The sequence below is a fragment of the Vibrio sinaloensis genome (assembly GCF_023195835.1).
Lineage (GTDB): Bacteria > Pseudomonadota > Gammaproteobacteria > Enterobacterales > Vibrionaceae > Vibrio > Vibrio sinaloensis_C.
On record NZ_CP096199.1, the window covers coordinates 359812 to 373913 of the forward strand.

At 48.5% G+C, this 14102-nt stretch carries 11 protein-coding genes; 10 read left to right on the top strand and 1 reads right to left on the bottom strand.

Going from position 1 to position 14102, the window contains the following annotated elements; genetic code table 11:
• Positions 1–67 precede the first annotated feature (67 nt).
• Genes MTO69_RS01745 through tldD form a run of 8 tightly spaced genes read left to right on the top strand, consistent with a single transcriptional unit; the run spans position 68 to position 10744 of the window.
• Entirely contained in the window at positions 68–1111 is a 1044-nt protein-coding gene (locus MTO69_RS01745; RefSeq protein WP_004747218.1) for a rod shape-determining protein, read from the top strand.
• A gap of 48 nt (positions 1112–1159) precedes the next feature.
• Positions 1160–2035 carry a rod shape-determining protein MreC gene (gene mreC, locus MTO69_RS01750; protein ID WP_248330572.1) on the top strand — a complete coding sequence of 292 codons (876 nt, stop codon included), beginning with the start codon at positions 1160–1162 and terminating at the stop codon, positions 2033–2035.
• The gene (gene mreD, locus MTO69_RS01755) at positions 2035–2523 is read left to right on the top strand and encodes a rod shape-determining protein MreD (RefSeq protein ID WP_248330574.1); all 489 of its coding nucleotides are present in this window, start codon (positions 2035–2037) and stop codon (positions 2521–2523) included. The genes mreC and mreD overlap by 1 nt, the downstream gene beginning before the upstream one ends.
• A gap of 3 nt (positions 2524–2526) precedes the next feature.
• A complete protein-coding gene (locus tag MTO69_RS01760; RefSeq protein ID WP_248330576.1) occupies positions 2527–3087 on the top strand; it encodes a Maf family protein in 561 nt (186 codons plus the stop codon).
• Between the two features lie 19 nt (positions 3088–3106).
• Positions 3107–4576 carry a ribonuclease G gene (gene rng, locus MTO69_RS01765; RefSeq protein ID WP_248330578.1) on the top strand — a complete coding sequence of 490 codons (1470 nt, stop codon included), beginning with the start codon at positions 3107–3109 and terminating at the stop codon, positions 4574–4576.
• A gap of 9 nt (positions 4577–4585) precedes the next feature.
• A complete protein-coding gene (locus MTO69_RS01770) occupies positions 4586–8455 on the top strand; it encodes a YhdP family protein (RefSeq protein WP_248330580.1) in 3870 nt (1289 codons plus the stop codon).
• Between the two features lie 11 nt (positions 8456–8466).
• Positions 8467–9288: a carbon-nitrogen hydrolase family protein gene (locus MTO69_RS01775; protein WP_248330582.1), complete on the top strand. Its 822-nt coding sequence runs from the start codon at positions 8467–8469 to the stop codon at positions 9286–9288.
• 10 nt (positions 9289–9298) lie between these two features.
• Entirely contained in the window at positions 9299–10744 is a 1446-nt protein-coding gene (tldD, locus tag MTO69_RS01780) for a metalloprotease TldD (protein WP_248330584.1), read from the top strand.
• Positions 10745–10973: 229 nt separating this feature from the next.
• Here tldD and arcA read toward each other — a convergent pair whose 3' ends face one another.
• Complete coding sequence (arcA, locus tag MTO69_RS01785; protein ID WP_248330586.1) at positions 10974–12194, bottom strand: arginine deiminase; 1221 nt, start codon at positions 12192–12194, stop codon at positions 10974–10976.
• Between the two features lie 565 nt (positions 12195–12759).
• On the opposite strand from arcA, the gene rraB reads away from it, so the two are divergent.
• Both rraB and MTO69_RS01795 read left to right on the top strand, forming a co-directional pair.
• Positions 12760–13173: a ribonuclease E inhibitor RraB gene (gene rraB / locus MTO69_RS01790; RefSeq protein WP_248330588.1), complete on the top strand. Its 414-nt coding sequence runs from the start codon at positions 12760–12762 to the stop codon at positions 13171–13173.
• 123 nt (positions 13174–13296) lie between these two features.
• Complete coding sequence (locus MTO69_RS01795; protein WP_248330590.1) at positions 13297–14097, top strand: glycosyl hydrolase 2 galactose-binding domain-containing protein; 801 nt, start codon at positions 13297–13299, stop codon at positions 14095–14097.
• Positions 14098–14102 lie beyond the last annotated feature (5 nt).

Genomic DNA, 14102 nt, shown 5'->3' on the forward strand with positions numbered 1-14102 from the left:
GCGGCAAGGCATTGGTACATTTAGTGCAATTTTCTATCTTCTAATTCTTTCAGGACGAGCGAAGAATATGTTCAAAAAACTTCGTGGCATATTTTCAAATGACCTATCTATCGATTTAGGTACTGCCAACACTCTTATCTACGTTAAAGGACAGGGCATTGTCCTCGACGAGCCTTCCGTTGTAGCCATCCGTCAAGACCGTAACCGTGCCGGCAAAAGTGTCGCCGCAGTCGGACATGCTGCAAAACAAATGTTAGGTCGTACTCCGGGTAACATCTCTGCAATTCGTCCGATGAAAGATGGCGTTATCGCTGACTTTTACGTGACCGAAAAAATGTTGCAACACTTCATTAAGCAAGTTCATGACAACAGCGTTCTTAAACCAAGCCCACGCGTTTTGGTGTGTGTGCCTTGTGGTTCGACCCAAGTTGAGCGTCGCGCGATTCGTGAATCGGCGTTAGGCGCTGGCGCACGTGAAGTTTACTTGATTGACGAGCCAATGGCGGCGGCAATTGGTGCGGGTCTGCGTGTTTCTGAGCCAACCGGTTCAATGGTGGTTGATATCGGTGGTGGTACAACAGAAGTGGCGGTGATTTCACTTAACGGTGTGGTTTACTCATCGTCGGTGCGTATCGGTGGTGACCGTTTTGATGAAGCGATCATCAACTATGTTCGCCGTAACTACGGCAGTTTGATTGGTGAAGCGACAGCGGAGAAGATCAAACACGAGATCGGTTCAGCTTATCCTGGTGATGAAGTGGAAGAGATCGAAGTGCGTGGTCGTAACCTAGCCGAAGGTGTGCCGCGCAGCTTTAGCCTCAACTCAAACGAAATTCTCGAAGCGCTGCAAGAGCCTCTAACTGGCATCGTCTCTGCGGTAATGGTCGCGCTCGAGCAGTGTCCGCCTGAACTGGCGTCTGACATTTCAGAAAACGGTATGGTACTGACTGGCGGCGGTGCACTACTGAAAGATCTTGATCGTCTTCTGACAGAGGAAACCGGCATCCCAGTGGTGATTGCTGAAGATCCACTAACCTGTGTCGCTCGTGGTGGTGGTAAAGCCCTTGAAATGATCGACATGCACGGTGGCGATCTGTTTAGCGAAGAATAATCGAAACTTCTTGGCGCTGCCAAGAACCGTAAGAGGATCTCATACTCTATGAAGCCGATTTTTGGCCGGGGACCTTCACTTCAGTTACGTCTATTTTTTGCCGTTATTCTATCAGCCAGCCTTATGCTGGCTGATAGTCGTTTAGGCGCGTTTGCCCAAGTACGTTACTTTCTCAATAGCTTGGTCGCGCCGATTCAGTATCTGGCCGACGTTCCACGAGTGATGTTTGAAGGGGCTTATGAACGCTTCAATATCCGTCAGGATTACATGGAAAGTACCCGCACACTGAAACGGGAAGTACTGCGCTTAAAAAACGATTTATTGTTGCTGGATCAGTACCGGGAAGAGAACCAAAGATTGCGTAAGCTGCTCGGATCATCATTTATTCGCGACGAGCGCAAAGTGGTGACCGAAGTAATGGCGGTCGATACTTCGCCCTATCGTCATCAAGTGGTGATTGATAAAGGGCAGATCGACGGTGTTTACGTCGGTCAACCAGTGGCAAATGAAAAAGGCATCGTCGGCCAAGTGACCTTTGTTTCTGCTCACAACAGCCGAGTGTTACTGCTGACCGATAGCCTGAGCGCGATTCCGGTGCAGGTGATTCGTAATGACATTCGTGTCATCGCCTCTGGGAGTGGTAAAACGGATCTGATTAACCTCGACCATATTCCGATCAGTCTCGATATTGAACAGGGCGACCTGTTAGTCACCTCGGGGTTAGGCGGGATATACCCGGAAGGCTTTCCCGTAGCGCATGTTGCTAATGTCGAGCGTGACACCGCGCGCGAGTTCGCGGTGATTGAAGCGAAGCCGGTGGTCGATTTTGAACGCTTACGTTATTTGCTATTGATATGGCCGAATGACTCTCGTCAGGAGAAAGTTCAACAAGTGTTACCTGACAATCAACAGGAGTCTCAGTAATGGCCAATAGTGTTTTAAAGGGCAAATTTGTCATTTTTGGGTCGTTTTTGATTGCATTGACCCTGCAAACCATCCCTTGGCCCGGTGTGCTCGATTTGATGCGCCCATCTTGGCTGTTGCTGGTCACTTGTTATTGGGTGTTAGCGTTACCGCATCGGGTAAATGTTGGGTCTGCCTTGATCTTGGGTTTGTTGTGGGATTTGCTGCTCGGCTCCACCTTGGGTATCCGCGGCATGATGATGTCGATCGTCATATATCTAGTTGCGCTCAATTTCCTTGTGGTGCGCAATATGGCGCTTTGGCAGCAGGCCATCTTGATTGGCGTGATGTCGATGTTACTCGATGTATTGATCTTCTGTGGCGAGTACTTAATCCAAGATATCACTTTCAATCCGGTTTCTTTGTGGAGCGGTTTGATTAACTGTGTTTTGTGGCCATGGATGTTTTTGTTAATGCGTCGAGTGAGACGCCACTGGCATATAAGATAGACAATGAAACAGTGTTTGATTTTGGCGTCTGGTTCGCCGCGACGTAAAGAGTTATTAACTCAGTTGGGTTACACCTTTTCGGTGCTCAAAACCGATGTGGAAGAACAGCGTCAGACAAATGAAGGTGCGTTTGACTACGTAGCGCGTTTGTCTAAAGACAAAGCGATGGCGGCGGTCTTGCTCGAACCCGATGCCGTCGTGATTGGCTCAGATACTATTGTGGTGTGTGACGATAAGGTATTGGAAAAGCCGGATGACTTGGCGCATGCTAAACAGATGTTGTTGATGCTTTCCAATCGAGCACATCAAGTGATGACAGCGGTGACTGTTGCCACACAAGAGAATCAAGAAACTGTGGTTGTGACCACAGACGTTTGGTTTAAGCCCTTGTCAGAGCAAGAAATAGAACAATATTGGCAGACGGGCGAGCCATGCGATAAAGCTGGTAGTTATGGTATTCAAGGTCTGGGTGGACGTTTTGTGACCCGGATTGAAGGGAGTTATTACGCCGTTGTCGGCTTACCTTTGTACGAAACTGACCAGCTCTTGCGCAAATTTTTATAATTATTTTTGAGGTGCGCTCATGAGTGCTGAGTTGTTGATTAACGTGACCCCGAGTGAGACTCGTGTGGCCATGATTGAGGGGGGCAGCCTCCAAGAAATTCATGTCGAACGAGAAGCCAAGCGTGGCATCGTTGGTAATATTTACAAAGGCAAAGTGAGCCGAGTGTTGCCGGGAATGCAAGCGGCATTTGTTGATATTGGCCTAGAAAAAGCGGCGTTTTTGCACGCCTCCGATATTGTGCCTCACACTGAGTGTGTGGCAGAAAACGAGAAGCAACAGTTTCAGGTTCGCGATATCTCTGAACTGGTTCGCCAAGGACAAGATATCGTGGTGCAAGTGGTCAAAGACCCACTGGGCACCAAAGGGGCACGCTTAACCACCGACATCACTTTGCCATCGCGCTATCTGGTGTTTATGCCAGGGGCGAGCCACGTTGGCGTGTCGCAACGTATTGAAAGCGAAGCGGAACGCAACCGCTTGAAAAAAGTGGTTGGTCATTACTGCGACGAAAACGGCGGCTTTATAATTCGCACCGCCGCCGAAGGCGCTGATGAAAAAGAGCTCTCTCAAGACGCGGCGTTTCTTAAACGTCTATGGTCAAAAGTGACAGAGCGTCGCAGCAAGTACAAAACCCGCTCGACCCTTTATGGTGAGCTTGGTTTGTCGCAGCGAATCTTACGTGACTTTGTCGGCACTGAGCTAAATAAAATCTTGGTCGACTCGCGTCAGGAGTTCGAAAACCTCAAAGAGTTTACCTCTGAATACGTACCAGAGCTCACCGATAAGTTAGAGCTGTACGAAGGCGATAAGCCGATCTTTGATATGTACGACACCGAGAACGAGATTCAACGCTCCTTAGAGCGTAAAGTGGAGCTCAAATCGGGCGGTTATTTGATCATCGACCAAACCGAAGCGATGACCACCGTCGATATCAATACGGGGGCGTTTGTCGGTCGTCGCAATCTCGAAGAGACCATTTTCAATACCAATATCGAAGCAACCCAAGCGATCGCTCGTCAACTTCGCCTGCGCAACCTTGGTGGCATCATTATCATTGATTTTATTGACATGGCGTCGGATGAACATCGCAATCGGGTCCTCTCTTCTTTAGAGTCAGCGCTGAACAAAGATCGGGTCAAGACCAACATCAATGGTTTCACTCAATTAGGTCTGGTTGAGATGACTCGTAAGCGCACCCGAGAGAGCATTGAACATGTCTTGTGCTCGACCTGTCCTACTTGTGAAGGTCGAGGTAGCGTCAAAACGGTCGAGTCGGTTTGCTATGAAATCCTACGTGAAATCACTCGAGTCAACCGCGCCTACGACGCCGACAAGTTTGTCGTCTATGCATCGCCAGCTGTGGCAGAGGCTTTGCAAGGGGAAGAGTCTCATGCCCTTGCGGAGCTGGAGGTGTTTATTAGTAAGCAAGTGAAAATTCAAGCTGAACCTTTGTATATTCAAGAGCAATTTGACGTTGTGATGATGTAAAGGCGTGTTGTGAACTCTACGGTTACTCGCATAACGCGATTTTTTCTTGGGTTACTAGTGACGGTGCTGGTCCTGTTGGCCATGGCCGTCACTGGGTTACGTATTGCTCTGCCCAAACTCAATCATTTTCAACCTCAAATTCAAGCTTGGGTGAATCAAAGCACTGGGCTTGAGTTTGAGATTTCTGATATTCACGGTTTTTGGCGTAATACTCATCCCTCTATTTCGCTGCGCGGCGTTGCGGCAGATACCCCTGAAAGTAGCGGCATCTATTTTTCGGCGCAAAATGTGGAGATAGAGCTCGATCTGTTGCAATCACTACTCGAGCGTCAACCTGTCGTGGCAGACTTGAGTATTCACCAACTTAAGTTAGACATCCGCTCAATTGAATGGACTCAAGACACAGCAACGCCAGAACTCAATCCACAAGGCGCGCAAAAAACGGTGATCGAGCAGCTAGACCAATTGCTGCTGCGTCAGTTGGATCGCTTCTCTCTCACCCAATCACAAGTGCACTTTGTTGGCGTAGACGGTACACCGCGAGAGCTGGATATTAGCCGCTTGCACTGGCAAAACCACGGGCGTCGTCACTTTGTCGATGGTGAGGTCAACTTGGCGCACACTAACATCAACTCGGCACAGGTTAAGGCCAATTTCGTTGATCATGGTTCATTGCAAGAAGTGAGCGGTGAGTTTTATGTTTCTGCGCAGAATGTACGAGTGACACCTTGGTTAAGTCAGTACTTTAAAACGGAAATGGGTATCGAGAAAGGTCAGTTAAATTTTAATAGTTGGTTGACATTAGAGCGTAACCAGCCGACCAGCGCTCATGTTGAATTACTGCCGTCTGAGCTGATTTGGCAACAGGGTCAACGTCATGAACTGTTAATTGAATCTGGAGTGTTAGAGCTCGAACCTAGAGAGCAAGGCTGGCAAGTCAATGCTTACTCACTCAATGTGTACACTGACGAGAAAGCTTGGCCCGAGTTCGATGCTGCATTCGATTGGCAGCCTGAGCATTGGCGACTAAATATCTCGCAACTGGACATCGCTGCATTGATGCCATTGATGAAGCTTGCGCCTCAATCTCAAGCAACGAATGAAGTGCTTGAACAGCTCAACCTTGGCGGCCGGTTGGAAGACATTCGAGTCGCAGCTATTGATGATTGGCAAAACCTCAACTATTCCGCCCAGCTATCACAAGGCAGTATGTCGCAGTGGCAGCTACTGCCAGAGGTGCACCACCTTTCTGCGTCGATAAATGGAGACCTACAACAAGCGCAAGCGAAAGTCAGTTTGATTGATGATCTATTGCCTTATGGTGATGTCTTTCAAGCGCCGTTAAGCATCAAGCAAGGTCAAGTTGATCTTGTTTGGCAACAGGATGAGCAGGGATGGTCCTTATGGGCCGATAAAGTGACCGCTGCGACCCCAGATTTGCAAGTGCTAGGCGCATTTCGCTTGGATGTTGAGCAAGACAAAAGCCCATTCTTGTCGTTCTACGCCGAAGCGGATCTCTATAATGCGGGAGAAACGTGGCGCTACTTACCTACTCTGGCATTGGGTCAAGAACTAACGGATTATCTGAGTACTGCGATTCAGGCGGGTAAAGTCAACACCGCCAAGCTGCTGTGGTATGGCAGGTTGGGCGATTTTCCCTATCAACGCAATGATGGCATGTTTCAGGCATGGGTTGGGCTAGAGCAAGCTAAGTTCAGTTTTGATACCGCCTGGCCGCCAATTACGGATTTGCAACTGGACTTGCTTTTCCAAAACGATGCTATGTACCTCGATTCACACAGCGCCACATTGATGGATGTGACCGCAAAACGCATCACCGGGCGCATTCCTGAGTTAGCAGAAGACGGGCATATTGAGATTGAAGCTCAAGCGGTGGCACAAGGCAACGCAGTACGTGATTATATGACGGCCTCTCCTTTGGTCGATTCGGTTGGTGCCGCACTCACGGCAGTACAAGTCGATGGCCAAGTCGAGTCTCGCTTCCAACTCGATATTCCCTTTAGTGGCGATAAAGAAGCGCGTGCATGGGGTTATGCCGACTTAGTTAATAATCATGTCACCATTGATGCTCCACCAATGACCTTAGAAAAGGTTTCAGGACGGGTTGAGTTTGATAATGATGTCGTGAGCGCCGCTGGCATTGACGCAACCTTGCTTACTCAACCCGTCGCTATCGACTTCAACGGCGAAAACATTGCCCAAGGTTATGGCGTCGCGATCGATGTGGTTGGCGATTGGGACATTAAGCCGTTGACGCCATATTTAGGCCAGCGTTGGCTCGGGCCTCTGGATGGTCACGCACCGTGGCGAATGGATGTCGATATTCAGCTCAATGACATTGGTTTTACTTACCAGATAGATACCGAAGCAGATCTAAAGTTAGTGAGTAGTGACTTACCTTCACCGCTCAACAAGTTGATGGGCAAGCCGGGCAAAGGCCGCCTGCAAGCGTCTGGGAATCAGGAAACCGTCACTGCGCGGGTCCAACTGCCTAACTTTAAATACCAGACTGAAATTGATATTCGTCCAAGCACACCAGTGCTGACAGACAGCAACTTAGTCCTAGGTAAAGGGAGTTTTAAAATTAGCCCAGTGGTGGGGCATCACTTACAAATCCGTTTGGCCAAGCTTGATCTTGATGAATGGCTCGAAATGCTCTCTGCTGACCAAGGGCCCTCACAAGCGATAGTCGCGGCAATGAATACCCCTGAAATTCCGTTACCTCAGCGGGTTGACATAAACAGTAAAGAGCTGCGATTGGCCGGTATTGATTGGAACGATGTTGCGTTCTCCGCTCGAAGAAAAGGCTTAGGTTGGTATCTAAACCTCGACAGTCAAGAAGCAAAAGGGGAAGCAAGCTACATAGAACCTTATGACTTGTCCGTGGCGCTGGAACGGCTGCATGTTTACGTCCCTCACTTAGATGAGGAATATCAAGACCGAGCCATGTTTGAAGTTGATGACCCTAATAAACCTCTGATCAGTGCTTTTGAGCGCCAGTTCCATCAACAGGTGCCGAACATTACGCTGACAATAGATGACTTTTGGCTGCAGGGGTATCGAGTGGGTAAAACTCACCTCGATCTTCAGCGCCAAGGGGACAAATTAGAGTGGAAAAAATTGACCTTTGAGAGTGGCACTAACCGAGCGGACATCAAAGGCTGGTGGCAACTGAATGACACCCAAAGCCGTACTCAATTTGATGTGGCGATTTCCGGTGAAAACAACAGTGATATTATGGAACGCTTTGGCGTGACAACAGGAATTCAACGCGCTCCGTTTGATATTCAAGCTAAAGTGGATTGGGACGGTTCACCTTGGTCTGGCCGCATCGATACCTTGAGTGGTGAAGTATCGACAGAACTCGGTAAAGGGGTGATCTCTGATGTGAGCGGTGCGGCTAAGTTGCTCGGCCTATTCAGTTTAGATTCTATTATTCGCAAAATGCAGCTCGACTTTAGCGACATCTTTGATAAAGGCATGGCCTTTAACTCGATTACTGGCAGCGGTTCAATTCGTAACGGCGTGTTTTTGACCAATGACATCAACATGGATGCTGTCGCAGGTGAAATGACCATCAAAGGGCTCGCCAACCTCAACACTCGTACCGTCGATGCAGAAGTGAACTTTGTTCCTGATATCACCTCGGGCATCCCTGTGCTTACTGCGTTTGCGGTGACGCCACAAACCGCACTGTATGTATTGGCGATTACCACGGTTATCTCTCCTGTCGTTGAGGTGTTTACTCAAGTAAACTATGAAGTCAAAGGGCCGCTTGATAACCCAGAGGTAAAAGAGTTATCACGCAGTCGAGGGGAGTTTAAGTTGCCTGAAAAGCTTCGAGAGTCAGTGAAATAAGGATGGCAGACATGGAAAGAGTCGGTTTGATTCAAATGACGTCGGGGCCAGATCCGCAGCAAAACTTGGCCTATATAAGTCAACAAGTGGCTGCCTTGGCTGCGCAGCAGGTGCAATTGGTGGTGACACCGGAAAACGCGTTGGTGTTTGGTGGGCGTCAAGACTACCATAGCGTCGCCGAGGCTCTTGATGATGGTCCACTACAGCGCGCTTTGTCTGAGATGGCTAAAGAGCACCAGTTGTGGCTAGCGGTTGGCAGTATGCCGATTCGTCGTGGGCAGGAAGTCACCACCACCAGTTTGCTCTATTCACCTCAAGGTGAGCTAGTATGCCACTATGACAAACTGCATATGTTTGATGTGGATGTGGCCGATAGTCACCAGCGCTACCGTGAGTCAGAAACCTTTACTCCAGGTAATCAAGTGGTCAGTTATTGTACCCCTTACGCTCACCTCGGTTTTACGATCTGTTATGATGTCCGTTTTCCTACACTGTATAGTGAGTTGGCGCAACGAGGGGTAAATGTCATCTTAGTCCCTGCGGCCTTCACTGCGGTAACAGGTCGAGCTCATTGGCAAACCTTGCTTTGCGCCAGAGCGATTGAAACCCAGAGCTGGATTATCGCGGTCAATCAAGTTGGAACGCATCCATGTGGCAGAGAGACATGGGGTCACTCGATGGTTGTTTCTCCGTGGGGCGAAGTGGTTGCATCATTGGCTGATGAAGCGGGCAATTTATTGGTCGATATCGAACTGAATCAAGTACAAGAGTTGAGAGTGGCGATGCCTGTCCAGCAGCACGCTCGTTTCCGTCACCAGTTACAACAAAATTAAGAGCACATATATGACAATCCACCAAGTAGAAGATGCTTTGTTAAGACCAGCTGGCCTGGGAGAACAAGAGATCGCTGACACTCTCGCCAGCATTGCCACCCGTCAGGTCGACTACGCTGACATCTATTTTCAATCTAGCTGGCACGAGTCTCTCGTGTTGGAAGACAGCATCATCAAAGATGGCTCGTTCAATATAGATTGCGGTGTCGGGGTACGCGCTGTGACTGGTGAGAAAACCGGTTTTGCCTACTCAGATCAGATTCAACTTGAAGGCCTCAAACAGAGTGCACATGCAGCGCGTGGTATTGCCCAACAAGGTCAGAGTGGTTGCGTTCAAGCGTTCAAACGCAATGAAAATCAGCATTACTACGCTGCCGTCAACCCACTAGAAAGCTGGGAAAAAGAACAAAAGACAAGGCTGCTCAAAGAACTAGATGCATATATTCGTACCAAAGAACCGTTAATCAAAGAAGTGTCAATTAGCTTGAGTGGTGTACACGAGCAGATGTTAGTTGCCGCGACCGACGGTACTTATGCAGGCGATATTCGTCCGCTGGTTCGTTTATCGATCAGCGTGCTCGCGCAGAAAGGCGAGCGCCGTGAGCGTGGTAGCGCAGGTGGTGGTGGTCGCTTTGGCTACGACTTCTTCCTCAGTGAAGATGACGGCAACAAAGTTGCCTACCACTTCGCCGATGAAGCGATTCGAATGGCTTTGGTCAATCTTGAAGCCGATGCGGCTCCGGCGGGTATGATGCCTGTCGTACTCGGCTCAGGTTGGCCGGGTGTATTGTTGCACGAAGCGGTAGGCCATGGCCTAGAAGGGGACTTCAATCGTAAAGAGTCTTCAGTATTCAGTGGCAAAGTGGGGCAAAAGGTCACCTCTGATCTGTGTACAATTGTTGATGATGGCACCCTAAAAGACTTGCGTGGTTCGTTGAACGTTGACGATGAGGGTGTTAATGGCCAATACAACACCTTGATTGAAAACGGTGTGTTGAAAGGGTACATGCAAGACAAGCTCAATGCTCGTCTTATGGGCGGTAAACCGACGGGCAATGGCCGACGTGAATCCTATGCCCATTTGCCGATGCCACGTATGACTAATACCTATATGTTGCCAGGCCAGCATACGCCCGAAGAGATCATCTCCACGGTCAAAAAAGGCCTATACGCACCGAACTTCGGTGGCGGGCAAGTGGACATCACTTCAGGCAAGTTTGTGTTTTCTGCCTCTGAAGCCTACCTGATTGAAGATGGTAAGATCACCCGCCCAGTCAAAGGAGCAACCTTGATCGGTTCGGGTATTGAAGCCATGCAGCAAGTCTCTATGGTCGGTAATGACTTAAGCATCGACCGAGGTGTCGGTGTGTGCGGAAAAGCAGGACAAAGTGTGCCGGTTGGCGTAGGTCAACCAACCCTTAAACTCGATTCCATCACAGTTGGTGGCACTGAGTAACAACACAACGCTTTGCTTGGAGTGCGGGCTTCGCCTTGCGAGCATCTAGCTCCGAGAACGGACTTCGTCCTTCTAGAGGAGTTTGTGATGAGCGAGTCGAAAGTTGCTGGTAGCACTGGCTAATATCTAAGTTTAATTATCTGAATTTAAAAGAAAAGGATTGGCACATTGTGCCAATCCTTTAAGTTGCAATTCTCGAAACTCGAAACTCGAAACTCGAAACTCGAAACTAGATCCCATCGCGCTCGATAGGGCAGCTCATACAGCGGGCGCCACCGCGACCACGTCCCAATTCGTTACCTGGAATAGTCAACACTTCAATGCCTGCCTTGTCGTATTTCTCATTGGTGTAAACATTACGCTCGTAACCAATCACGACGCCAGGTTTCACTGTCAGTACATTATTGGCATCGTTCCACTGTTCGCGCTCTGCTTCGTAGCTATCGCCGCCTGTGGTGATGATCTTTAAGTAATCCAGTTCGAGCGCTTGCTCGATGGAATGGATAAAGCTAGGCACTTTTTCTACCTTCATCTCACCATCTTGTTTCGGCGTGAGTCGCCAAGTATTAAGATCTTTGCGCATAATTTCTGGATACACAGAGAAGGTATCCACATCCATATGGGTCATCACCGTATCTAAGTGCATACATGAGCGGTGTTTTGGTAGCTCAATCGCGATCACTTGTTTTGCCTGCCCATGCTTAAACAGGTTGGCGGCTAAGTTTTCGACACCTTGCGCAGTGGTACGTTCGGACATGCCAATCAATACCGCCCCTTTACCAATCACCAGAACATCGCCACCTTCGATGTTGGCATTATCATAATGAAGATCTTCATCACCGAAATACTTGATAAAGTCTTGGCCTGCAAATACCGGATGCCAACGATAGATAGCGCGCAAATGGTTGGTTTCTCTTTGGCGTGCTGGCTTCATCATTGGATTGAGTGATACACCACCATACACCCAGCAAGAGGTATCGCGGGTAAACAGGTGGTTAGGTAAAGGCTCGATAACAAAGTCGAGTGGTCGATGCATATGAGGCAGCATAGATGCTGATTGAATCGGCAACTCGGAGTAAGCTAAACCACCGAGCAACACGGTGGCTAGATGCTCGTTATCCATTTCGAACAGGTAGTGACGTAAGTCTCTGGCGAAGGTTGGACCAAAACGGAAATCGGAGATTTGGGTGTCGAGCAGCCAAGCTTTTGCTTCAGCGACCGCTAAGGTTTCAACCAGTAAGTCATGAAGAAGAAGAACTTCGACGCCTTGGTCGGTTAAGGTTTGTGCAAACTTGTCGTGCTCCTCGCCTGCAGCTTCAACGGCTAACACGTCATCAAACAGAAGATCGTGACAGTTAGATGGGGTGAGGTGGGTGAGGGCGCGCTCAGGGCGGTTTAATAGTACACGTCTCAACTGACCAACTTCTGAGCCTACATACAACTTACTCATTTTGTGTCCTTACTTGTTTTTCCTGCGCGTATTTATGACAAGATTGTTATAAAGATGCAACCCTGGTTTGTAGTTCTATGATTTGAGTTTTTGGTTTTTACTGGTGTTTAATTTTGTTATTGATGGTTTTAAGCAAGTTATTTGCTATATTTATCTTTTGCTGGCACGGGCGGGAGATGCGTTGCTATTCGTTTGCCGCGACATCAGAGAGTGCAGATTGTGACTTTAAACCAGCATAGCTATGCAGATTCAGCCACTCTTGGGCGAAATAGTGCATGTTTTATTCAATTAGATTCGAAATTCGGTTATGCACGCGAAGCAGATAAAAACGCATAAACACCAGACGTTGCAGGCTATCGCTAAATAGAGAGAATGTTCTGAATTCCTGTTTTGATAAAAAATTGTTAATTTTGATTGTTGTGAACTCGATCCTGCTAAAGTCACTGAGCTTGAGAGGATAAAGATCGGCGTGAGATCCTATTTCAGGTAGTAATTTCGTTGGATCCATGCGATATTTCACCGCTGTAAGTTACGATCATTTTTGTCATTATCTGGAGCACGGCATATGTCTCAACAAGATGAATATCTATCGGTTGAAGAGTTAATTGAAATTCAAAAAGAAGATACTCGCGATATCATTCAAGCTTTATTGGAAGATGGCAGTGATCCGGACGCTCTATACGAAATTGAACATCACCTGTTTGCCGAAGACTTTAACACCCTAGAAAAAGCGGTAGTTGAAGCGTTCAAAATGGGTTTTGAAGTGCTTGAAGCAGAGGAAACGGAAGACGAGGATGGCAACAAACTGCTGTGCTGTGATGCCACTATGGAGTCTGCACTGAATGCCGAAGCCATTGATGCGCAAGTAGAGAAACTCGTCCACCTGGCTGAAAAATACGACATTATTTACGACGGCTGGGGCACTTACTACGAAGGCGAAGATGCGCTCTACCCAGAGGAAGAGGATGACGAGGAGTAATCTTCGCTCTCGATCTGCTTCGAATACCAGCCAAAAGGCTGGTATTTTTGTATCTGCGCCTCGCTTTTGCCCTGTTTCTCGCTTTATAATCGTCCAACTTTGATCTAGGACAAGTTTGAAACTATGCAACTCCCTCTGGCAGGCTTATGGCAACTCTCTCCATTGACGGACTTATCAATTCCTCAAGATGACATTACCTTTCCTGCGCCGTTGAGCCTGATATTGCCCGATACGCTCTCAGAATCAGACATTGCACAGCAAGAATGGCACCTTATGCACGACATTGAGGTCGATGAGTCGATGCTGGCTTTTCCTGCGGTTGAGCTGGTTATGGCTGGGGTCGATTATTACGCTGAAGTCCGGATTAATGGGGTGGCCGTATTCGATTGTGATCAATCTCAGTCGGTGTATAAAAAAGATATTCGCCCTTATTTGCAGCGTGGTCGGAATCGATTTGAGATCCTGTTTTTGGAGCAAGATCAAGACAGTCTACTCGATGAGCAAGAGATCGTGTTGTGCCCGTTAGATCAGAGTCCGTATAACCCGAGTGACTCACGCATTGGGGTGTGGCAGGTACCGTACTTACAGTTTATCCGCCACGTGCGCCTCGATCATGTTGCGACGGAGCAAATCTGGCATCACGGCGGTGGCTGTGAGTTTATGGTGGATTTGCACTACACCACGTATGCGGCTGGGTTGGTCTCGGCGGCGGTTAAATTTAATGGCATGACTTATCACCTACCCATCGATGTTCGCGATAATCATGTCAGTGCCCTGTTTCAAATTGAAGCGCCTATCTATGCCGATAGTGCCAACCCCGAAGCAGACGATCTGTATCTGCTGGAGGTGGCACTCGATGGGCAAACCCAACGTTTCCATATTGGCTTAAGCGAACAGCTGTGTGTCAGCCACTACGCATTGTAAGCTTG